Source organism: Bradyrhizobium sp. USDA 3240 (genome assembly GCF_054063295.1).
This window is the reverse complement of record NZ_JBSSGD010000002.1, coordinates 7,308,272-7,328,103: the sequence shown is the minus strand read 5'-3', so window position 1 is coordinate 7,328,103 and position 19,832 is coordinate 7,308,272. Positions and strand designations below refer to the sequence as shown.

18 protein-coding genes and 1 pseudogene are annotated in these 19,832 nt (G+C 65.9%); 10 read left to right on the top strand and 9 right to left on the bottom strand.

The window, feature by feature from the left end; translation table 11 throughout:
• Positions 1-65: 65 nt before the first annotated feature.
• The 3 genes from ACVIGA_RS35150 to ACVIGA_RS35140 are packed head-to-tail and all read left to right on the top strand — an operon-like array spanning position 66 to position 3,542.
• Positions 66-2,342 (top strand): transglycosylase domain-containing protein, encoded by a 2,277-nt coding sequence (locus tag ACVIGA_RS35150; RefSeq protein ID WP_456670956.1) that lies wholly within the window; start codon positions 66-68, stop codon positions 2,340-2,342.
• 1 nt (position 2,343) lies between these two features.
• On the top strand, positions 2,344-2,922 hold the full coding sequence (locus ACVIGA_RS35145; RefSeq protein WP_456669614.1) for a DUF1214 domain-containing protein: 579 nt from the start codon (positions 2,344-2,346) through the stop codon (positions 2,920-2,922).
• Positions 2,919-3,542 carry a DUF1254 domain-containing protein gene (locus tag ACVIGA_RS35140; RefSeq protein ID WP_456669613.1) on the top strand — a complete coding sequence of 208 codons (624 nt, stop codon included), beginning with the start codon at positions 2,919-2,921 and terminating at the stop codon, positions 3,540-3,542. The genes ACVIGA_RS35145 and ACVIGA_RS35140 overlap by 4 nt, the downstream gene beginning before the upstream one ends.
• Here ACVIGA_RS35140 and ACVIGA_RS35135 read toward each other — a convergent pair.
• The gene (locus tag ACVIGA_RS35135) at positions 3,539-4,381 is read right to left on the bottom strand and encodes an MBL fold metallo-hydrolase (RefSeq protein WP_456669612.1); all 843 of its coding nucleotides are present in this window, start codon (positions 4,379-4,381) and stop codon (positions 3,539-3,541) included. The genes ACVIGA_RS35140 and ACVIGA_RS35135 overlap by 4 nt on opposite strands.
• Positions 4,382-4,472: 91 nt before the next feature.
• Between ACVIGA_RS35135 and ACVIGA_RS35130 the strand changes: the two are divergent.
• A pseudogene (locus ACVIGA_RS35130) lies at positions 4,473-5,331 on the top strand (LysR family transcriptional regulator).
• Here the strand turns inward: ACVIGA_RS35130 and ACVIGA_RS35125 are convergent.
• Together ACVIGA_RS35125 and ACVIGA_RS35120 are read right to left on the bottom strand one after the other, a co-directional pair.
• Entirely contained in the window at positions 5,328-6,095 is a 768-nt protein-coding gene (locus tag ACVIGA_RS35125; protein ID WP_456669611.1) for a hypothetical protein, read from the bottom strand. The pseudogene ACVIGA_RS35130 and the gene ACVIGA_RS35125 sit on opposite strands and share 4 nt — an antisense overlap.
• A 4-nt stretch (positions 6,096-6,099) precedes the next feature.
• Positions 6,100-6,294, bottom strand: a complete 195-nt coding sequence (locus ACVIGA_RS35120) for a hypothetical protein (RefSeq protein WP_097670912.1) — start codon at positions 6,292-6,294, stop codon at positions 6,100-6,102.
• Positions 6,295-6,589: 295 nt separating this feature from the next.
• Here ACVIGA_RS35120 and ACVIGA_RS35115 point away from each other — a divergent pair, with 295 nt between their 5' ends.
• Positions 6,590-7,522 (top strand): DUF2336 domain-containing protein, encoded by a 933-nt coding sequence (locus ACVIGA_RS35115; protein ID WP_223968289.1) that lies wholly within the window; start codon positions 6,590-6,592, stop codon positions 7,520-7,522.
• Here ACVIGA_RS35115 and ACVIGA_RS35110 read toward each other — a convergent pair.
• On the bottom strand, positions 7,519-7,863 hold the full coding sequence (locus ACVIGA_RS35110) for a DUF1491 family protein (protein WP_176532524.1): 345 nt from the start codon (positions 7,861-7,863) through the stop codon (positions 7,519-7,521). The two genes, ACVIGA_RS35115 and ACVIGA_RS35110, sit on opposite strands and share 4 nt — an antisense overlap.
• Before the next feature lie 225 nt (positions 7,864-8,088).
• Here ACVIGA_RS35110 and ACVIGA_RS35105 point away from each other — a divergent pair, with 225 nt between their 5' ends.
• Positions 8,089-9,732 (top strand): hypothetical protein, encoded by a 1,644-nt coding sequence (locus ACVIGA_RS35105; RefSeq protein ID WP_456669610.1) that lies wholly within the window; start codon positions 8,089-8,091, stop codon positions 9,730-9,732.
• Between the two features lie 71 nt (positions 9,733-9,803).
• Here the strand turns inward: ACVIGA_RS35105 and ACVIGA_RS35100 are convergent, their stop codons facing one another.
• Both ACVIGA_RS35100 and ACVIGA_RS35095 read right to left on the bottom strand, forming a co-directional pair.
• The gene (locus tag ACVIGA_RS35100; RefSeq protein WP_456669609.1) at positions 9,804-10,550 is read right to left on the bottom strand and encodes a peptidoglycan-binding protein; all 747 of its coding nucleotides are present in this window, start codon (positions 10,548-10,550) and stop codon (positions 9,804-9,806) included.
• Positions 10,543-12,345 (bottom strand): ATP-binding protein, encoded by a 1,803-nt coding sequence (locus ACVIGA_RS35095; RefSeq protein ID WP_456670955.1) that lies wholly within the window; start codon positions 12,343-12,345, stop codon positions 10,543-10,545. Before ACVIGA_RS35095 ends, ACVIGA_RS35100 begins: the two co-directional genes overlap by 8 nt.
• Before the next feature lie 443 nt (positions 12,346-12,788).
• On the opposite strand from ACVIGA_RS35095, the gene ACVIGA_RS35090 reads away from it, so the two are divergent.
• Both ACVIGA_RS35090 and ACVIGA_RS35085 read left to right on the top strand, forming a co-directional pair.
• Positions 12,789-13,166 carry a DUF5330 domain-containing protein gene (locus ACVIGA_RS35090; protein WP_456670954.1) on the top strand — a complete coding sequence of 126 codons (378 nt, stop codon included), beginning with the start codon at positions 12,789-12,791 and terminating at the stop codon, positions 13,164-13,166.
• A 144-nt stretch (positions 13,167-13,310) separates the two neighbouring features.
• Positions 13,311-13,739, top strand: a complete 429-nt coding sequence (locus ACVIGA_RS35085) for a SufE family protein (protein WP_456669608.1) — start codon at positions 13,311-13,313, stop codon at positions 13,737-13,739.
• Positions 13,740-13,844: 105 nt separating this feature from the next.
• Here ACVIGA_RS35085 and ACVIGA_RS35080 read toward each other — a convergent pair whose 3' ends face one another.
• Entirely contained in the window at positions 13,845-14,258 is a 414-nt protein-coding gene (locus tag ACVIGA_RS35080; protein WP_092125178.1) for a MucR family transcriptional regulator, read from the bottom strand.
• Between the two features lie 179 nt (positions 14,259-14,437).
• Positions 14,438-15,322: a DUF308 domain-containing protein gene (locus ACVIGA_RS35075; protein ID WP_456669607.1), complete on the bottom strand. Its 885-nt coding sequence runs from the start codon at positions 15,320-15,322 to the stop codon at positions 14,438-14,440.
• Between the two features lie 345 nt (positions 15,323-15,667).
• On the opposite strand from ACVIGA_RS35075, the gene ACVIGA_RS35070 reads away from it, so the two are divergent.
• Together ACVIGA_RS35070 and ACVIGA_RS35065 are read left to right on the top strand one after the other, a co-directional pair.
• Complete coding sequence (locus ACVIGA_RS35070) at positions 15,668-17,317, top strand: glycosyltransferase family 39 protein (protein ID WP_456669606.1); 1,650 nt, start codon at positions 15,668-15,670, stop codon at positions 17,315-17,317.
• 227 nt (positions 17,318-17,544) lie between these two features.
• A complete protein-coding gene (locus ACVIGA_RS35065) occupies positions 17,545-18,324 on the top strand; it encodes a class II aldolase/adducin family protein (protein ID WP_223968282.1) in 780 nt (259 codons plus the stop codon).
• Positions 18,325-18,426: 102 nt separating this feature from the next.
• Here the strand turns inward: ACVIGA_RS35065 and ACVIGA_RS35060 are convergent, their stop codons facing one another.
• Positions 18,427-19,827 carry a M20/M25/M40 family metallo-hydrolase gene (locus ACVIGA_RS35060; protein ID WP_456669605.1) on the bottom strand — a complete coding sequence of 467 codons (1,401 nt, stop codon included), beginning with the start codon at positions 19,825-19,827 and terminating at the stop codon, positions 18,427-18,429.
• Positions 19,828-19,832 lie beyond the last annotated feature (5 nt).

Sequence of the window (19,832 nt, the reverse complement as noted above, 5' to 3'; positions counted from 1 at the left end):
GGCCTGTGCCCATTTCGGGCGCCCGCAGCGCTGTCGAACTGATCAAGGGTCCGGTCCTTCAGATCATGCCGTCGCATTGGAAACAGAAGGTCCGGAATTTCTTCCTGGACCTCGATGCGCGTATCGACTCGACGCTGTTCTCGTCGGGCAAGGGCCTGCGCGAACTCTACGAGCGCTATTCCACCTTCATGGACCGCTTCTATGTCGGCCGCTGGAAGCGCTGGGTGTTCATCGAGCCGCTGTCGGAGGCCGCGACGCTTGGACTCGGCGGCATGATCCTGATGCTGACGCTGGCGATCCCCGCCTTCCGCGAGACCGCCGACGAGGACTGGCTGAAGAAGTCCGACCTCGCGGTGACCTTCCTCGACCGCTACGGCAACCCGATCGGCAGCCGCGGCATCAAGCATAATGACTCGATCCCGCTGGAAGACTTTCCGGACAACCTGATCAAGGCGACGCTCGCGACCGAAGACCGCCGCTTCTACGATCATTTCGGCATCGACGTTCCGGGCCTCGCCCGCGCGCTCGTCACCAACGCGCAAGCCGGCGGCGTCCGCCAGGGCGGTTCGTCGATCACCCAGCAGCTCGCCAAGAACCTGTTCCTGAACAACGAGCGCACCATCGAGCGCAAGGTGAAGGAAGCCTTCCTTGCGATCTGGCTGGAAACGCGGCTCACCAAGAACGAGATCCTGAAGCTCTATCTCGACCGCGCCTATATGGGCGGCGGCACCTTCGGCGTCGACGGCGCGGCGCACTTCTATTTCAACAAGTCGGTGCGCGACGTGAACCTGGCGGAAGCCGCGATGCTCGCAGGCCTGTTCAAGGCGCCGACCAAATACGCCCCGCACATCAACCTGCCCGCGGCCCGCGCCCGCGCCAACGTCGTGCTCGACAATCTGGTGGATGCCGGCTTCATGACCGAGGGCCAGGTGTTCGGCGCCCGCCGCAATCCGGCGGTCGCGGTCGACCGGCGCGACGAGAATTCGCCGAACTACTATCTCGACTACGCCTTCGACGAGATGCGCAAGCTGGTCGACACGTTCCCGAAATCCTACACCGAGCGCGTCTTCGTGGTCCGCACCGCGATCGACATGAACGTGCAGAAGGCGGCCGAGGAAGCGATCGAGAACCAGCTCCGCCAGTTCGGGCGCGATTATCACGCGACGCAGGCCGCGACCGTGGTGTCCGATCTCGACGGCGGCATCCGCGCCATGGTCGGCGGCCGCGACTACGGCGCGAGCCAGTTCAACCGCGCCGTCGACGCCTATCGCCAGCCGGGCTCGTCGTTCAAGCCCTACGTCTACACCACGGCGCTGCTGAACGGCTTCACGCCGAACTCGAAGGTGGTCGACGGCCCGGTCTGCATCGGCAATTGGTGCCCGCAGAACTATGGCCATTCCTATTCGGGTCAGGTCACGCTGACCCAGGCAATCACCCGCTCGATCAACGTGGTGCCGGTCAAGCTCTCGATCATGCTCGGCGGCAAGGAAGGCCCGAAGGCCGGCCGCGCCAAGATCGTCGAGGTCGCACGCCGCTTCGGCCTCAAGGCGCCGCTGCCCGACACGCCGTCGCTGCCGATCGGCTCCGACGAGGTCACGGTGATCGAACACGCGGTGGCGTATGCGACCTTCCCGAACCGCGGCAAGGCGGTGACGCCGCATTCCGTGCTCGAAGTGCGCACCGGCGCCGGCGATCTGGTGTGGCGCTGGGACCGCGACGGTCCGAAGCCGCGGCAAGCCATTCCGCAGAACATCGCCGCCGACATGGCCGGCATGATGAGCCACGTGGTCAGCGAAGGCACCGCGCGCCGCGCCGCGCTCGACGGCATCCCGACCGCGGGCAAGACCGGCACCACCAATGCCTATCGCGACGCCTGGTTCGTCGGCTACACCGGCAACTTCACCTGCGCGGTCTGGTACGGCAATGACGACTATTCGCCGACCAACCGCATGACCGGCGGCTCGCTGCCGGCGCAGACCTGGCACGACATCATGGTGACCGCGCATCAGGGCGTGGAAGTCAAAGAACTCGTCGGCGTCGGCATGGGCCAGAAACTGCCGCCGCAGCCGGCGCAGGCCAATGCCCAGGCCAACGCGGCGCCGCGCGTGCTGGAGGCCAAGCCGGGTCCGCCGCCGGTTCTGACCAAGCGTGGCGCGGATATCCTGGTGCGGGTCGAGAAGCTGCTCGACGACGCCGCCAAGACGGCCAACAAGACCACGCTGAACGAGCCCTCGAAGGCCGGCAAGCCGGAATCCTCGAGCGCGCTGGCGTTCCCGGAAAATTACATTGCCGCGGCCGGACCGGACGGCGCGACAACGACTCCTGCGCCACGCAAGAACTGACGTGCGGCTCCTCCTCACCACCTTGCTGGCGCTCGTCATCGCCACGGCCGTCGGCCTCGGCCTGACCTACGCGACGGCGACGCGCGGCACCGATCTCGGCACGCTGAAGATCGGCGCCTGGACCGCGCGGCCGAAGAGCGGCACGTCCGACGTCGACCCCTATTCGCGCGCCACCATCGCGCGCAGCGGCGAGCTGCCGATCGGCACCGGCGACGGCATCGCGTTCTCGGCCACTACGGACGACAAGAACAAGCCGCTCGACGGCCGCTGCGATATCGTGGTCAGCGGCGTGACGCCGGCGGCGCGGTTCTGGACGCTGACGCTGTTCGACCGCAAGGGCCACCTCGTCGCCAATTCGCTGCAGCGCTACGGCTTCACCAGCCAGGAGATCATGCGCGCCTCCGACGGCACGTTCGAGATCCACATCGCCTCGCGCTCGCGCGCCGGCAACTGGCTGCCGACCGGCGGCATCGAGCGTTACGCGCTGATGCTGCGCCTTTACGACACGCCGGTCGGGGTCGCGACCCGCACCCAGCGCGACGCGCCGATGCCCTCGATCGCAACGACGGGCTGCCCATGATCCGCGTGCTGTTCACGATCCTCGCAGGCGTGCTGCTCGGCGGCGTGGTGCATCTCGTCAGCGTGCTGGCACTGCCGCGGATCGCTTCGCAGGACGCCTATTCGCGGCTGACGCCGATGACCAAGCTCAACGAGGTGACGCAGCTGCCGCTGGCCGACCCGAGCAACTCGCCGATGCCGCTGATGGATCCGGCCTTCGCGGTGGCGATCTGCCGCTACGATCTGTCCACCGGGCCGCTCAAGCTCACCGTGCCGGTCAGCCAGGCCTATACGTCGGTGTCGTTCTACACCCGCAACGAAGTCGCCTATTACGCGATCAACGACCGCTCCGCCGGCAAGAAGGTGATCGAGCTCGACCTGATGACGGAAGCGCAGCACAACGAGCTGCCGGAGGATGAGGAAGTCACGGCGGCCGACCGGCTGATCATCGACTCGCCGACCTCGACCGGCCTGATCCTGCTGAAAGCGCTGGCGCCGGAACCCGGCCTGATGCCGCAGGCGCAGGCCTCGCTTGCGGCCTCCTCCTGCAAGCTGCAGGCCGAGCCCGTCGCGACGAAGCAGGAAGCACCGCCGCCGCTGCCCGCTCCGGCTCCGCCACCTGCGGCGCGCAACAAGCGCTAGCGCGCAGCCAGCGCGTGCCGGCCGCAACGGCAGCTCTCGTAGTCGACGGGATCGTGGCTGTTGACGATCGTGACATCAGAGCCATGCACCGCCTTCAACTGGCGCAGCCGTTCCTGGTTCTGGATGCGCGTCGCGCGATCCATGTCGGCGCGGCGCTGGAACATGCCGAGCACTAGTGGGATCCGCGGCCGGGCATCGAGCTGCTCGTGATGGAAATAGGCATCGCCGGCGTGCAGCAGCCATTTGTCCGTGTCGCGCACCGCGATCCCACAATGGCCGAGCGTGTGGCCCGGCAGCGGGATCATCAGAATATCCGGCTCGCGATCGCCGAGCGCCCGCACACCCTTGAAGCCGAACCAGTCCTCGCCATCGGCGCCGTAGAACGCCCAATCCGGCCCGTGCTTCCACTGCGCCGTGATGTAGCGGCCTTCCGGCGGCGCGACCTGATGCGTCACCGCCATATCGTACTCCTTGCGATGAACGTGCACCTTGGCCTTCGCAAAGTCCGGCACGCCGCCGGCGTGGTCGCGATCGAGATGCGTCAGCAACAGATGCCGCACATCGTCGGGCGAGAAGCCGAGCGCCTTGACCTGCCGCACCGCCGTCTCGGCCGGATCGAGCCGCGGCGTCGTCTGGCGCACCCATTTGCGGCCGAGCCGCGGCGGGTCGCCGATGTCGTCGAGCCCGATGCCGGTATCGACCAGCACGAGGCCGTCGTTGCTTTCGACGAGCAGGCAGTGACATACCATCCGTGCCCGCTGGAAGATGCTGCCGCTGCCGTTCACGAGCCGCTTGCCGATCGGACACATGGTGCCGGTGTTGAGATGGTGGATGCGCATGACCCTTCCTCCGCTGAATTCAGCACAGGCTTGCCACCCGCCTTTCCATAGGTAAAATATTGTCTATCTATCTATACGATAGGATGGACCTATGGATATCCGCGAACTCCGCTATTTCGCCGCGGTCTACCGCGAGCGCAACCTGACCGCTGCGGCGAAGCGCTGCTTCATCTCTCAGCCGTCGATCTCGGCGGCGATCACCCCATCTCGAGGCCGAGCTCGGCACCACGCTGTTCATCCGGCACAAGAAGGGCATGGCGCCGACGGAGTCCGCAGCGCAGTTTCACGGCATCGCCCGCAGGATCATCGACGAGGCAGATGCGGCGCGAAACCTGTTTCGCAAACCTGCGACAAGGCAGCCGCTGACGCTCGGCCTGTTGCGCACGCTCGATCAGGCGCGGACGATCGCGCTGCTGAAGCCGCTGACGGCCAATGCCGATCTCGCGCTTCGGCTGGTCGGCGCCAATGAGAAGGCCGACGCGCGGATCATCGCCAAGACCATGATCAACGCCGGCGAGCACTTCATCCCGCTCTGGAGCGAACGCTACGTCGCGGCATTGCCGCCGTCGCATCCACTGACCCTCAAAGAGACGCTCCGGACCGCCGACTTCGCAGGCGTTGCGATGATCGATCGCTGCCATTGCGAGCAGCAGGAGTTCTTCAAGCGCACCGCGCCGCCACGCAGGCCGGTGGCGATCGCGGAATCGGAGGAGTGGGCGATGGCGCTGGTCGCGGCCGGAGTCGGTGTTGCGATCGTCCCCGAAGGCGTGGCGCGCGGCAATCCGGATGTGGCGGTGCGTGCGATCGAGATCGACGTCACGCGCCAGATCGGCCTCGCCTATCCCGCGGCCCACCCGCCTTCCGACGCGCTGAAGGAGTTCATTGCTCGCCTGCCGCGGCAGGCGAGCAGCCGCGGGGTCAAACCAGCGCGGAAAGCGAAGCGGACCTAGCCCTTCGTCACGACGGCCTGGCCCGTGACCGGACCTGAGACGAGCGGCGCATTGGCGGTGAGCCGGGCGAGCTCGTTGATCTGGCGTTCGGCGTCGGCGGCCATGCCGTCAGGCGCCTGGATCACCAGCCGCTCCAGCGCCCAGCGATAGGACGAGATCCGCCGCTCCAGGCTCTGCTGGACCCATTGCACGATCAGCGTGTTCTCTTCCATCCGCGCCACCGCGTCGGCCTTCTCGCGCGGCGAAACGTCGGCGATCATCTTCAGGCTGGCACTGCGCTTGCGATCCAGCTCGATCACCTGGATCGCGGTGGCGAAGAACGGCTCGAAGCGCGTGATGTCGTCGCGGACCTGGTCGATCAGCAGCGAATAGCGCGAGGCGAACGAGCGATGCGGCTCGTCGATCAGATTGCGGCCATACGCCGTGCGATCGAACACGACCTTCTGCCGCCACGGCGAAGGCAACGGCTGGTAATCGCCGAACACGCTCTTCCACGCCGGTCGCGACAGCGGCGGCTCGATGAACTGATAGGCGAGATCGCGCAGCTGACGTTCGTGTTCGGTGAGCTGGAATTGCGAGGCGCTCTTGCCGACGCTGGCGGTCGCTTCGGCACCCATCCAGCGATGCATATCGTCGTTGCGGAAGTCGGCGCGGGTGCGGCCGAAGTCGCCGCCGCTACAGCCCGCAAGCGCCGAGCCCGCAAGCAGCAGGATCAGCACCGGGAATGACCGCCGAGCGGCGGTCCGCTGCGCAAATTCCGGCATTGGATCAGGAGCGGCGTCGGCGACGACGGCCCTGCGCAGTGCCCTGCTCCGGCCCGCGCCCACCGCCGGTCTCCTCCGTCGTTCGCTCGATCCGCACGACGGGAAGGATCAGCACGGTCCCCATGCCTTCACCGGCAGCACCGACAGCGCTCGGCCGCCGTGCAGCCGCATCCGCCGGAAACTCAACGATGGTGCCCATGTTCCGTTCTCTCTGGCCCCGCACGGACATGATTTGCCCCGCGCACGCCGAGTTAAGAACGCGTATGGTTAACGACATCTTAAACTGCCGATACGGACGGTTACGGATGTGGCGCTGTGCCTTAATGGACACGCGCAAATTCGAGCGTTCGCCTTCACGGCTTGTTTTCCTTAACTGCGTCTTAAAACAGCCTGCGTAGGCTCGCTGCCACAAGGTTTTCAAACCGAGTCTTATTGGCAAGTCGCGTACGCCCGAGATGAGCGCAGCTCCGCTATTTCCTGGTTTCGATGGGCTGATGACGCTCTCCCGCCGCGAGGGAGTCGACATCCGCCCCACTTTGCTGCGCGTCCTGACCGACCTGTATGTGCAGGCGAGCGCACACTCCGCCGACGAAGAGCGCCAGTTCGTCGAGCTAACGTCGCGCCTGATCGACGAGGTCGACGACGCGACCCGCGCCGCCGTCCGCGCGCGGCTTGCGATCTATCCGGCAACGCCGGCCAGGATCATCGACAAGCTCGGGCTGCGCCGCGCCGGTCCGGAGCAGCCGGTGCCGGCGGCAGCGCCGCTTCCCTCGCCTGCACCGTCCGCGCTGCCCGCCAAGGTCCCGACCGAAGCCGAGCTGCGAATGGCCGCGAGCCTTGCGATGCGGCCAAACGATGCCGCCGAAATCTCCGACATGTTCTTTGCCGCCAGCGCAAAGGAGCGCGCGCAGATCCTGCACAATCTGCAGGAGACGCCGCTGAAGGCCGCGGCGCGGATTCCGGCTGCCCGCGCCGCGCGCGCGATCCATATCCTGGAGATGGCGGCGTTTGCCGAGGACCTCGATAACTTCACGCTCGAGCTCGGCGAGGCGCTGATCCTGCCGTCGCGGATCGCCGCCGACGTCGTCAACGATCCCGGCGGCGAGCCGCTCGCCTGCGCGATGCGGGCGCTCGACGTCTCGAGCGCCGCGTTCCAGCGGATCCTGATGTTTCTCAATCCGGAAGCCGGCTCGTCGGTCAACTACGTCTATCGGCTGTCACGGCTTTACGATCACCTCAGCGAGCGCTCGGCGCTGGTGATGCTGGCGGCGTGGCGTGGCTCGACCATGGCGGTGGCGCGCGCCAAGTATCGCTCGTCGCTCTATGACGACGAGCGCCATCGGGTCCGCGCAGCATCGGCGCAGACACGACCCGTCGTGCAGCCCGGCAGCGCGCCCGGCATTCGCAACCAGAAGTCCGGAAGTTAGGCCTTCGCCAGATCGAGAAAGTGCCGCCCGGCGCGATCTTCGGTCTCGACGATCCAGGCATCGGGATCGAAGCGGAGCTCCTTGGTCAATCGCTCCTCGACCGAAGGCTCGGACACCGGCTGCTGTGCGGTCGGCACGAACAGCCGCTCGGCCGGACGGCTGTCGTCATAGACCGTCTGCGGAGCCGGCGCATACAGCATCGCGTTGCCGTCCATCAGCGCCACCTTGACGAACACGGCGCCGGCTTCCTCGGCGCCCTTCTTGCGGATCGCGCCGAACACGCCCTCGGTCTGGCAGCGGCGCAGATACGCCGCGACCCATATGCTGGTTTTCAATCGCATGCGCCGACCTATAGGCCAGCCGCGCGGCCACGTCCAATTGTCACAGATGACATCACGCACCGGCGGGTTGACCGATACAAGCCTCGCTCATATCCTTGCATCTGCGGTGCAAGCCGCGCCCGGGTCCACGGGAAGGGTTGAACCCACTTGCACCTGATATGCGGCCAACCAAGCCTTTGTGCAGCCGGTTTTGTGGACCATCGGCGATGATGCACGGAGGTTTCCATGGACCGATCGCCCGCGCGATTGAATCTCGAACATCTGAAGAAGCAGGCCAAGGAGCTCATTCGCCTTTACCGGCGACAGGCCCCGGAGGCTTACACGCGTTTCCGGCAGGCGCTTCCGGCTGCGGCCGGGCGCAGTGACGCTGAGATCGCCGCACTCGATCTGCGGCTCCACGACGCGCAGTCCTGCGTGGCACGCGATCTCGGCTTTGCCTCTTGGCCGGACCTGCGGCGCTATGTCGAAGCCCAATTGCCGCCAGGCAAGAGCCGGGACGATCGCGTGCGGCGATGGCTGCAGCTGGTCTATGCCGCTGATGTCGACGGCACATCCGATCGCGCTCATCCGCGCGTCGCGGTGCGAATGCTCACCGAAGATCCCGATCTTGTGGCCGATGATCCCTATCTCGCCTGCGCCGTCGGCGACGAAGCGACGATACGGCGCACCACAGCGAGTGATCCCACATGGGTCAACCGTCCCGGCGGTCCGTTGAAGCTGCCGCCGCTGGTTGCGGTGACGCATTCCAGCCTGCTGCAGATTCCGGAATTTCAGGCGCGGCTGCATCGCTGCGCGCGCCTGCTGCTCGAGGCCGGCGCCGATCCCGACCAGCACATCAGCAGCCGTTGGCCGCCCGGATCGCTCGACGCGCCCGATGACAGCAATCCGCTGTCGGCACTGTATGGTGCCGCCGGGCGCAATCACGATCTCGCGCTAACGAAACTGTTGCTCGAGGCCGGCGCCAATCCGAACGACAATGAATCGCTGTATCACTCGCTCGAAGGCTCTGTGACGAGGGGCCTGCTGCTCGAGCACAGCGCGCGGATCGCGGGCACCAACGCGATGTATAAGGTGCTCGACGACGAGAACGTGACGGCGCTCGCATTGCTGCTGCGGCACGGCGGCGACCCGAACGAGCCGGCCCGCAACGCGCCGTTGACGGATTGCGGCTCGCCGCTGATGTGGGCGATCCGGCGGCGGCGATCGCGGAAATGCATCGCGACCCTGCTCGACGCCGGCGCAGATCCACGCATCACGACACCGGACGGTCTCAGCGCCTACCGCTACGCTTTGCAGTTTGGACTGGCCGAGGTCGCCGAGCTGCTGCGGCAGCGCACCGGCGACGAGACGCTGGCCGATGACGAGCGGTTCGTCGCGGCGTGCAGCAGCGGCAACGAGCGCGAGGCGCGGCGGATCCAGGCCGGCCGCCCCGATCTTCCGGGCTCGCTTTCACCACAGCAGTTGCGGCTGCTTCCTGAGCTCGCCGCTGCAGGCGGCGACGATGCGGTGCGGCTGATGGTCAGGCTCGGTTGGCCCATCACGGTGCGTGGCGGCGATTGGGATGCGTCGGCGCTCAATCATGCGGTGTTCTGCGGCAATGCCGGGCTGACACGCTTCCTGCTCGAGCACGGCGCAGAGTGGACCGAGCAGCACGGCTTCGGCGACGACGCGTCCGGCTCGTTGTCCTGGGCGTCCTGCAATGAGCCGGTCAGTGGCGGTGATTGGGCCGGCTGCGCGCAGGCCCTGCTTGATCACGGCATGCCGCGCGCCGTTCCGGATCGCGACGATCCGGAATGGGTGCTGCTGGCCGGCCGCAGAAAACTGTTCTCCGACGAGGTCAGGGACGTTCTGCTGGGCGAAACTGTCTGATGGCACATCAATGCGTCGATGAAGGACGTGCGTGGCCGGGCGAAGCCCGGCCATCGCAGGGACGACGACGCCTAGTCGATCGCGTGCCCGATCATCGTGCTGAGTTCGTGCACGAGGCGATCGGACATCTGCCCGGTCACCGGCAGCTTGCGCGCGCGCTCGAATTTCGCGATCGCGTGCTGGGTATCGGCGCCGATTGTGCCGGTCGGCTTGAGCTGGCCGTAGCCATATTCGGTCAGCGTCCGCTGGACCGCGGCGATGCGTTTTCCGGCCGGGCTCAGATGCTGGGTCGGGATCGGCGCCGGCGGACGAATGACGCTGGACGGCGCGGCGGCCGCGGACGGTGCGGCGGCCGGCGGCGCGGCCGTCGACTTCATCACCAAGCTGGCCATCGGATCGACCGGCTTCGCTTCAACCGGTTTGGGCTCCACCGGCTTGGCTTCAACGGACCTGGTCTCGGCAGGCTTGGTCTCCACGGGTTTCACCTCGACCGGCTTGGTCGGCTCCATGGCGGCAGCCTCGGCCGGACGCGGGCGCGGCAATGGGCTGGTGGCCGCGGCAGCCGGGGCCGGCGGTGGCAGCGTCACCACCGACCCGCCGAACATCGGCGACGGATGACGGCCAGCCTGCAGGAACAGCGCATTGATCAGGATCGCAACAATCGCAGACAGGGCCAACACGCCCGCAACCAGATCCTTCGGACTGTGCAGCAGCAGGCGCAGGACGAGGCCACGCTCCTCCTCGGCCGCGATGGCCACTGCCTTGGCGCCGCGGCGACGGCGCGGCGTTTCGTCGTCATCCAAAGTCTGTCTAGGCACTCTTCTTCACCTGTTGGGTTTGCTCTTGCAGTCCGGAGCGCAATGCGGGCTTCAGGGGCGAGACATTGCTGGACGGCTCGACCGCGGCCGGCGGGGTGAACGACAGCGGCAGCGCGACCGACACAATGGTGCCCTCGCCCACCTTGCTCTCCACGTTCATCTCGCCGTTGTGCAGTCCGACCAGCCCCTTGACGATGGACAGGCCAAGGCCGGTGCCTTCGTGGCGGCGCTGATAGGTCTTGCCGGCCTGGAAGAACGGATCGCCGATCCGCTTGAGGTCGTCGGCGGCGATGCCGACGCCGGTGTCGGAGACCCGCAACAGCAGCCGCGATCCCTCGACGCCGGCCGATACGGTGACCTTGCCGCCGCGCTCGGTGAACTTGATCGCGTTGGAAACCAGATTGAGCACGATCTGCTTGAACGCACGCGAATCGCCGTTCACGATCGGCAAATCGTCGGGCACCCGGGTGACGAGGTCGACACCGCTCTCGCGCGCCTTCAGCGCCACCAGGTTGCAGCAATTGAGCAGCGCCGGCCGCGGCGCAAACGGCTCCGGCGAAATCTCGAAATTGCCGGACTCCATCTTCGACATGTCGAGGATGCCGTTGACGACCGACAGAAGATGCTGGCCGGAGTCGTTGATGAGCTGCGCGTATTCCTTGCGGCGGGCCGCGTCGAGGCCGAGCACGTCTTCCTGCGCGATCATCTCGGAGAAGCCGATGATGGCGTTGAGCGGGGTCCGCAGCTCGTGGCTCATGGTGGCGAGGAACCGCGTCTTCGATGCATCGGCCTGCTCGGCCGTATGGCGCGCCTGTTCGAGCGCCTGCTCCTGCACCTTGCGATCGGTCACGTCGCGGATCACGGCGACCACCTCGGCATCGGCGGCGGCCTGCTCGAGCGCACGGCAGCGCATCTCGACCCAGATGAATTCGGCGGCAGCCTCGCCACGCGCACCGTCGCGGCGCACCCGGAACTCGACGCTGCGGGACTCGCCGCGCGCGGCGTCCGACAACGCGGTGAGATAGGCCGGGCGATCGGCGACATGAACGCGGTCGAACAGGCCGTGGCCGGACAGCCGCGATGCCGGCACGCCGAGCATGACCTCGACCGCGGGTGAAATGAAGCGCACCGCGCCGTTGCGGCTGTGCCGCGACAACACGTCGCTCATGTTATGGGCGAGCAGGCGGTAGCGCTCTTCCTCGACGTAAAGCAGCGCCACGCTGGTGCGCGCCAGCGACTCCGCGCCGAAGGCAAGCCCGGCCGCATAGAAGATCGCCGACACGACGCCGAAGCCGACCAGCGAGCTGTTCAAGACAACCGCGGGATCGACCACCGGCAGCACGTGGTAATGGCCAAGCACGCTGAGCAGCGCCGCGCAGATCATCGCCAGCGCGAACGCAAACGCCACCACGCGCCGCGACGCCGACAGCGCCGCTTCGATCGGAATCACGACGAGCCACACCGCGGCGAACGATGCGATGCCGCCGGTGGACGCTGCGATCATCATCACGAGACCGGCGAGCGCCAGCGACGACAGCACATGCGCGCCTTCATAGCGGCCGGTGCGCGACAGGAACCAGGACAGCAGGATCGGCGCGATCAGCCAGGCGAAGGCTGCGACCTCGATCGCCGTCGGCGCCCCGCGCATCGCCAGAAACGCAGGGAACGATGCCAGCGCCGCCAGACTGCCGAGCAGCCGCGGCGCCATGAAGGCACGATGGCGCACACGCGTCAGCGCATCATATTGCGTCGACGGATGCAGCAGCGCATCCAGGCAATCGCGGATCAGACTCAAACTACTCACAGCACTCGCGCTTCGGCTTGATCGTCAGACAGACGCGCCGGAACGCCTCCTTTGTGATTGCAGGCCAACGTGTCAGAGCGAACTTAAGCGAACGCTAAGGCGGGGCGGCCTGCTGCCAAACACCGTGCATTGGCGAGGCTTCGATGCTGTCATTCACCGGTCATTTGTCGGGGATGGTGAACGGCTGGTTTCCGGGTGCGACAAACTATGGTTTCGAAATGGTGGACACGGCGCAGTATGCCGATTTGGCACCCGTCAGCCGCCATCAATCGAAAATTTACGGCGAATCGATTCAGGCGAATTTTCCGCGATTTTTCGGCGGATTTGCTTCAATGCAGATACTTCCGATTTATCGACCGATGCTAACCGTGAGGGCAATAGCGGCATCGACCGCGCAAGAAGCAAAAGACAAGATAGACGACCGGGATCGCGCCATGTTCTTCCTGCTGCGTTTGGCATTCTGGCTCGGGCTTGTGCTCGTGCTGCTGCCGAGAGACAAAACCCCTGAAGCGGACAAGACGCCGCAGGTCAGCGCGTCGGACGCGGTGTCGGCCGCGACCGCGACGATCAACGACATGGGTCAGTTCTGCAAGCGCCAGCCTTCCGCCTGCGAAGTCGGCGGCCAGGCCGCGACGGCGATCGGCCAGCGCGCGACCGATGGCGCGCGCAAGCTCTACCAGATCATCACCGACAAGAAGCCGCCCGACCACACCGGCTCGATCGGCAAGGACGATACCGACCCGGGCGCGTCTCACGACACGCTGACGGCGGACGATCAGATGATTGAATTCCGCCTGCCGCCGATGCCGTAAGCGCCAATAGAGCGCTTTCGCGTGAGACGGATGCCGGTTCGCGTGAGGAAAACGCGCCAAAAACAACCGGGAACCGGTTCCATTTTCGTCGCTTTCGCGGCCCGCCTTCCTATATAAGCCGGTGAGAATAGGACGCGGGCCACGATGACGACGATCGACGAAATCAGGGACAATTTTGCGCTGCTGGACGAGTGGGATGACCGCTACCGCTATGTCATCGAGCTCGGCCGCACGCTGGAGCCGTTGTCGGAGGCGGAGCATTCGGCCGAGAACAAGGTGCAGGGTTGCGTCAGCCAGGTCTGGCTGTCGAAGCGGATCGATCGCGATGCCAGCGGCGAACCGCGCCTGACCTATGTCGGCGACAGCGACGCCCACATCGTGCGCGGCCTGGTCGCGATCGTGCTGACGCTGTTTTCCGGGCACACGCCGAAGCAAATCCTGGCCACCGATGCGCTCGCGCTGTTCGACGAGTTCGGCTTCCGCGACCATCTGACGCCGCAGCGCTCCAACGGCCTCCGCTCGATGGTCGATCGCATCCGCAACGACGCGCGCGAGGCGCTGGCGTCCGCCTAGAGCCTTTTCCGTTCCGATAGAATCGGAACGGGGCTCTTGATTCTTGTTTGACGCATTTTCTTCACGCGAACCGGTATCCACTTCGCTCGAAAATGCTCTGAGCCCTTACTTCCGCTTCCGCGCCTGCTGGCCAAGTCCCATCTTCTTGGCGAGCTGAGAACGTGCCACCGCATAGTTCGGCGCCACCATCGGATAGTCGGCCGGCAAGCCCCATTTGTCGCGATATTGCTCCGGTGTCATGTTGTACTGCGTGCGTAGATGGCGCTTGAGCGACTTGAAGCGCTTGCCGTCTTCGAGACACACCAGATATTCCGGCGTGATCGACTTCTTCATCGACACCGCCGGCTTGGCCGGCTCGCTCGGCGTGTCGGCACGGCCGCTCGACACCCGCAGCAGCGCCGCGTGGACCTGGCTGATCAGGCTCGGAATATCCGAGGCCGGCGTCGGATTGTTGCTGAGATAGGCCGAAACGATGTTTGCGGTCAGCTCGACCGGCGTTTTGCCTGACGTATCGGACATGGCTCAATCTTCCCCGTGCTCTCGGCAGCCCGGCGCCCACCGGACAGTATCCACGTGCAGCAATACATCAATGGAATCGCGTACTACTTTGCGAATATGAGCGGATTGCAGCAAAGCTGACAAGAACGGCCGTATTTTTCCGGGCTCGAACCCGCCGCTCGCAAGTATTGATGCGGACCTTAAGGTCGCTGCTCCAGATGCGACCTGAGCTCGTCGATCGAGGTAAACCGCATCATGCCCTCCGGCATCTGCGCCTCGATCGATCCGTCCGAATACAGCGAATAGGCCATGCCGTCGACGACGCCCGATTTGAGCACGGTCACCGGCGGCTGTTCCTGGGGCGGCGGCGGGTGGCCTGATGACGGCGCCGCGCCGGCTGACTGGGTTTCGCCGAAGGTGGATGGCCGGGGCGTACGCCGTGGGGCGACATCGACCGACCGCGGCCGCTCGGCCTTCGGCCAGGCATCGTCGAACGTTGCCGGCGCGGGCTCGGCCGCTGCGGCCGGACCAGGACGAAGCTCCGGCGACAGTAGGTCCGGCGTCAGCGGCTCGGCCGTGCGGCCCTGGGCCCGCTCGCGTTCCTTCCGCGAGGACGAAAACAACAGGTTGCGCCGCTTGGGCGTGGCTTCGCCCTCCGGGGGCGCTCCACCCGGCACGGGCAGCGGCGTCTCGCCCGGCGCGCCACGTGGGCCGATTTCGTCGTGCCAGGGTGGCGGCGCCGTGGACGTGGATGGCGGGGCCAGCGACGGAGGCGCGGCAACCTTGGGCTCACGCGGCGGCGGGAAAACCGGATCCTCGGGGCCATTGCGCGGGGAAGTTGCAGACGGCAGCGGAACCTCGGCCCGGGCGCCTGCGGCCAAGGGATCGAGCCGCCTGGCGATGACCTGGAGTTCCCGAAGGATCGCGGCGAGCGCCAGCACGATCGCGCCGGTGCAGACGCCGGTCACGCCGGTCGTGATCAACGCGCCGCCGACGCTGAATTCCTTGTAGGGGATTCCCAAGCCGATCGCCGCCAAGCCCGCCACAACCAGGCCCACGCCGACGACCAACAGACCAACCATCATCGAACTAACCCCCGGGAGACCCGACCGAAAATCGGCGCGGGCCACCAACGCCACGATACCGTCATAGTGCCCACACCGCCAACCGCCAACCGCCAATTGTAGACGGAGTTCCCTAACATCCCGCTTAACCGGGCCCGAAGCGCGGTCCCGTCGCTGTTGCAGCCACGTTCAGGAAACCGCCGCCCGTAGATTTACTGGCTACGAATTGCTGCCAATATATTGCAATGCATCTGGGAAATTACGCCACAATTACCAATTACTCGGAAACGGAACTGCGCTATGGATGCCGGGGAATGAGGCCCTAAAGCGCCAAACTGGGCCACAGGCACGCCGGTATCACTAGCTATGTCATCGATTACGACGTCTGCCCTCGATGCGCCTGCGCGGCGCTCGGTGGAGAAGACCTGCGACGATCTCGCATTCCTCGTCCTCGGCGTGGTCGCCGTGGTCGCCGGGCTAACATTCCGCGATTACGGTCTGGGCTGGGACGACTACACCCACGCTGAATACGCCGACCTGCTGCTGCGCATGTTCGGGTCCGGGTTCAAGGACACCGGCGCGCTGTCCTTCGCCAATCTCTATATGTACGGCGGCGGCTTCGATATGGCCGCAGCGCTGTTGCACAAGGTCATCCCGCTCGAATTGTTCGAGACGCGCCGCCTGCTGGGCGCAATCGTCGGCGTGATCGGGCTGGCCGTGACCTGGCGCCTGGCGCGCCGCGTCAGTGGCCCGCTGGCGGGACTGGCGGCCCTGCTGCTGCTCGCGCTGTGCCCGACCTTCTACGGTCACATGTTCATGAATCCGAAGGATGCACCGTTCGCCGTCGCGATGGTGGTCCTGATCATGGGTCTCGTCCGCCTGATCGAGGAATATCCGGCGCCCTCGCCGCGCACGATCCTGCTCGTAGGCCTCGGCGCTGGCTTGTCGATCGGCTGCCGCGTCCTTGGCGGCCTCGCTTTGATCTACGCAGTGGTCGGCTTCATCCCGCTCTGGATCGAGGAACTCCGCACACAGGGCCCGCGCGAGGCGACCCACCGCTTTGCCCACGTCGTCTATGTGCTGCTACCGGGACTTGTTCTCGGCTATCTCGTGATGGGCCTGATCTGGCCGTGGTCGATCATGGAGCCCGGCCATCCGCTGGAAGCGGTGACCTATTTCTCGCACTTCTTCGAGAAGCCGTGGAAGGAGATGTTCGACGGCGCGCTGGTCTCGGTGCCGGACATGCCGTGGTCCTATTTGCCGACGCTGTTCGCGCTGCAGCTTCCCGAAGTGATGCTGGTGCTGCTGACCGCGGCCGTCATCACCACCTTCATGTCGCTGTCGCGCACCGATGTGACCGCGAAGCGCAAGTCGGTCATGCTGATGTTGACGCTGGCGGCGACGCTGCCGCTGGTGATCGCAATGGTGAAGCGGCCGGCGCTCTACAACGGCATCCGCCACTTCATCTTCGTGATCCCGCCGATGGCCGTGCTTGGCGGCGTCGCCTTCGCCCGCGGCATGGACTGGCTCGGCGAGAACCGCCGTGCCTGGCAGCCCGCGGCGCTCGCCGTGTTCGCGTTCGGCCTGATGCTGCCGCTCAGCGAAATGATCCGCCTGCATCCGTATCAGTACACGCACTTCAACCACATCGCGGGCACGGTGCGAACCGCCGACAATTTCTTCATGCTGGACTATTGGGGCCTGGCGCTGAAGCAGGCATCCGACGGACTGCGCGAGCAGCTGGCGGAGCGGCAGGAAGTGCCGCCGCAGCACCGCAAGTGGAAGGTCGCGGTGTGCGGACCGCAGCGCCCCGCGCAAGTCGCGCTCGGGCCCGACTTCACGATCGGCTGGGACAGCAATGCTGCCGATTTCGCGATGACGCTCGGCGAGTTCTACTGCAAGGGCCTGGCCGCACCGGTGATGGTCGAGATCAAGCGCGACGACGTCGTGTTCGCCCGCGTCTACGATATCCGCGGCCGCAGCATCTCGAGCCTGCTTGCGATCCCGGCCCCCTGAGGCGTTCTCGAACAAAGTCGACGCCGGTTCGCGTCAATCAGAACTGAAAAATGCTCTCGCTCGTGGCGGCCTTGGAAGATCGATCCCTGCGGCTGCCCACCGACCGTCGCCATTCGGATCGTGGGCCGCATGCCGGCATGACTGTCACGCCGGTATGCTGCCTTGCTGCGATCCGGCGGCAGCGCTAGGCTCAGCCCAAGCAACAGCCATCAACGGAGCAATCGGCCATGTCGCCAGCGGAAGCGCGCCTGAAGGAAGTGCCATCGGATATCAGTGCGGCGGAATGGGAGCAGCGGATCAATCTCGCCGCCTGCTATCGGCTGGTCGCGCTCTACGGCTGGGACGATCTGGTCGACACCCACATTTCGGCCCGGGTGCCCGGACCCGAGCATCACTTCCTGATCAACCCGTACGGGTTGATGTTCGACGAGATAACCGCCTCGAGCCTGGTCAAAGTCGACCTCGACGGCAACCAGCTCTCGAAGAGCGACTACAGCATCAACCCGGCCGGCTTCACCATCCATTCGGCGATCCACGAGGTGCGCGAGGACGCCGGCTGCGTGCTCCATCTGCACACGGTCGACGGCACCGCGGTGTCGAGCGGCCCCGATGGGTTGCTGCCGCTGAACCAGACCGCGCAGCTCGTTACCCACGACCTCGCCTATCACGACTATGAAGGCATCGCGCTCGATCATGACGAGCGCCCGCGCCTGCAGCGCGATCTCGGCACCAAGAACCACATGCTGCTGCGCAATCACGGCACGCTGACGGTCGGCCGCTCGGTTGCATCCGCCTTCGAGCGGATGTACCATCTGGAGCGCGCCTGCTCGATGCAGGTGGCGACCCGCGCGCTCGGCGGAAGCGTCTATCCGGTCGACCAGCACGCGATCGACAAGAACACCGAGCTGCTCTCCAACCCGGATCGCGCCGAGCTGCGCTCGACGCAGCTGGTCTGGCCGCCGCTGCTGCGCAAGCTCGACCGGGTCAATCCCGGCTACCGCGATTGAAGTTTCACAATCTTCGGGTAAGCTAGCCGCCAACACCCTCTACACGACCTGAATCAAAACGCCGCCCAATTCCGGGCGGCGTTTTTGCGTTCGCGCCTCGCGCTACTTGGCGTCGGCGAAGGCGGCGAGAATCCGCGCCCAGGAGCGGATGCCCTTGTGGTAGCTCTTGAGGTCGTACTTCTCGTTCGGCGAATGGATGTTGTCGTCGTCGAGCCCGAAGCCGACCAGCACGCTGTCGAGGCCGAGCGTGCGCTTGAAGTCGGCGACGATCGGGATCGAGGCGCCGGAGCCGACCAGGAGCGCCTCCTTGCCCCATTCGTCGGTCAGCGCGCGGCGGGCCGCGGCCAGCGGCTTCATGTTCCAGTCGAGCGCAATCGCCGGCGCAGAGGAGTGATCAATGAATTCGGCCTTGCAATCCGCCGGCAGGCGCGCCTTCACATAATCGCGGAACGCCTGACGGATCTTCTCGGGGTCCTGCCCCTCGACCAGGCGGAACGAGACCTTCGCCGACGCCTCCGCCGGGATCACCGTCTTCGAGCCCTCGCCGGTATAGCCGCCGACGATGCCGTTGATGTCGCAGGTCGGCCGCGAGGAGACCTGCTCGATCAGGAGCCGATCCTTCTCGCCGGCCGGCACCGACAGGCCGATCGGCTTGAGGAAGCTGTCCGCCGTCAGATTGAGCTGCTTCCACTGCGCCAGGATGTCCGGCGGCAGATCCTTCACACCGTCGTAGAAACCGGGGATGGTGATGTGGCCGTTCTCGTCATGCAGGCCGCCGAGGATCCGCGTCAGCACGCGGATCGGATTCTGCGCGCCGCCGCCGAACACGCCGGAATGCAGGTCGCGGTTGGCGGCCTTGATCTTGACCTCGTCATAGACCAGGCCGCGCAGCGAGGTCGTGATCGCCGGCGTGTTCGGATCCCACATGCCGGTATCGCAGACCAACGCGAAGTCCGCTTTGAGCTCGGCCTTGTTGGCTTCGAGGAACGGCACGAAATTCTTCGAGCCGATCTCCTCCTCGCCCTCGATGACGATGGTGATGTCGATCGGCAGCGACCCCGTCACCGCCTTCCAGGCCCGGCACGCCTCGACGAAGGTCATCAGCTGTCCCTTGTCGTCCTCGGCGCCGCGCGCGACGATGATCTTGCGCCCGTCGGCGTGGTCGGTCACCACGGGCTCGAACGGCGGACGGTGCCAGAGATTCAAGGGATCGACCGGCTGCACGTCGTAGTGGCCGTAGAACAGCACATGGGGGCGCCCGTCGGTCGCGCCGTTCAGCTTGCCGACCACGGCCGGATGGCCGGCGGTCGGGCGCACCTCGGTCTTGAAGCCGAGGGTTGCGATATCCATGGCGAGGTGATCGGCAGCCGCCTTGCAGTCGTTGGCAAAGGCCGGATCGGCCGAGATCGATTTGATCCGCAGCAGCGTGAACAGCCGCTCGAGACTGTTGTCGAAATCGGCGTCGATACGGTCGAGGACGGGCTGCAGCTTGGCGTTGGACATCGCTC

Coding starts and splice junctions, on each gene's coding strand:
- ACVIGA_RS35150 (WP_456670956.1), top strand. CDS start 66: ATGCCGTCGCATTGGAAACAGAAGGTCCGGAATTTCTTCCTGGACCTC.
- ACVIGA_RS35140 (WP_456669613.1), top strand. CDS start 2,919: ATGATCCGCGTGCTGTTCACGATCCTCGCAGGCGTGCTGCTCGGCGGC.
- ACVIGA_RS35135 (WP_456669612.1), bottom strand. CDS start 4,381: ATGCGCATCCACCATCTCAACACCGGCACCATGTGTCCGATCGGCAAG.
- ACVIGA_RS35125 (WP_456669611.1), bottom strand. CDS start 6,095: ATGCCGGAATTTGCGCAGCGGACCGCCGCTCGGCGGTCATTCCCGGTG.
- ACVIGA_RS35120 (WP_097670912.1), bottom strand. CDS start 6,294: ATGGGCACCATCGTTGAGTTTCCGGCGGATGCGGCTGCACGGCGGCCG.
- ACVIGA_RS35115 (WP_223968289.1), top strand. CDS start 6,590: ATGACGCTCTCCCGCCGCGAGGGAGTCGACATCCGCCCCACTTTGCTG.
- ACVIGA_RS35110 (WP_176532524.1), bottom strand. CDS start 7,863: ATGCGATTGAAAACCAGCATATGGGTCGCGGCGTATCTGCGCCGCTGC.
- ACVIGA_RS35105 (WP_456669610.1), top strand. CDS start 8,089: ATGGACCGATCGCCCGCGCGATTGAATCTCGAACATCTGAAGAAGCAG.
- ACVIGA_RS35090 (WP_456670954.1), top strand. CDS start 12,789: ATGTTCTTCCTGCTGCGTTTGGCATTCTGGCTCGGGCTTGTGCTCGTG.
- ACVIGA_RS35085 (WP_456669608.1), top strand. CDS start 13,311: ATGACGACGATCGACGAAATCAGGGACAATTTTGCGCTGCTGGACGAG.
- ACVIGA_RS35080 (WP_092125178.1), bottom strand. CDS start 14,258: ATGTCCGATACGTCAGGCAAAACGCCGGTCGAGCTGACCGCAAACATC.
- ACVIGA_RS35075 (WP_456669607.1), bottom strand. CDS start 15,322: ATGATGGTTGGTCTGTTGGTCGTCGGCGTGGGCCTGGTTGTGGCGGGC.
- ACVIGA_RS35070 (WP_456669606.1), top strand. CDS start 15,668: ATGTCATCGATTACGACGTCTGCCCTCGATGCGCCTGCGCGGCGCTCG.
- ACVIGA_RS35065 (WP_223968282.1), top strand. CDS start 17,545: ATGTCGCCAGCGGAAGCGCGCCTGAAGGAAGTGCCATCGGATATCAGT.
- ACVIGA_RS35060 (WP_456669605.1), bottom strand. CDS start 19,827: ATGTCCAACGCCAAGCTGCAGCCCGTCCTCGACCGTATCGACGCCGAT.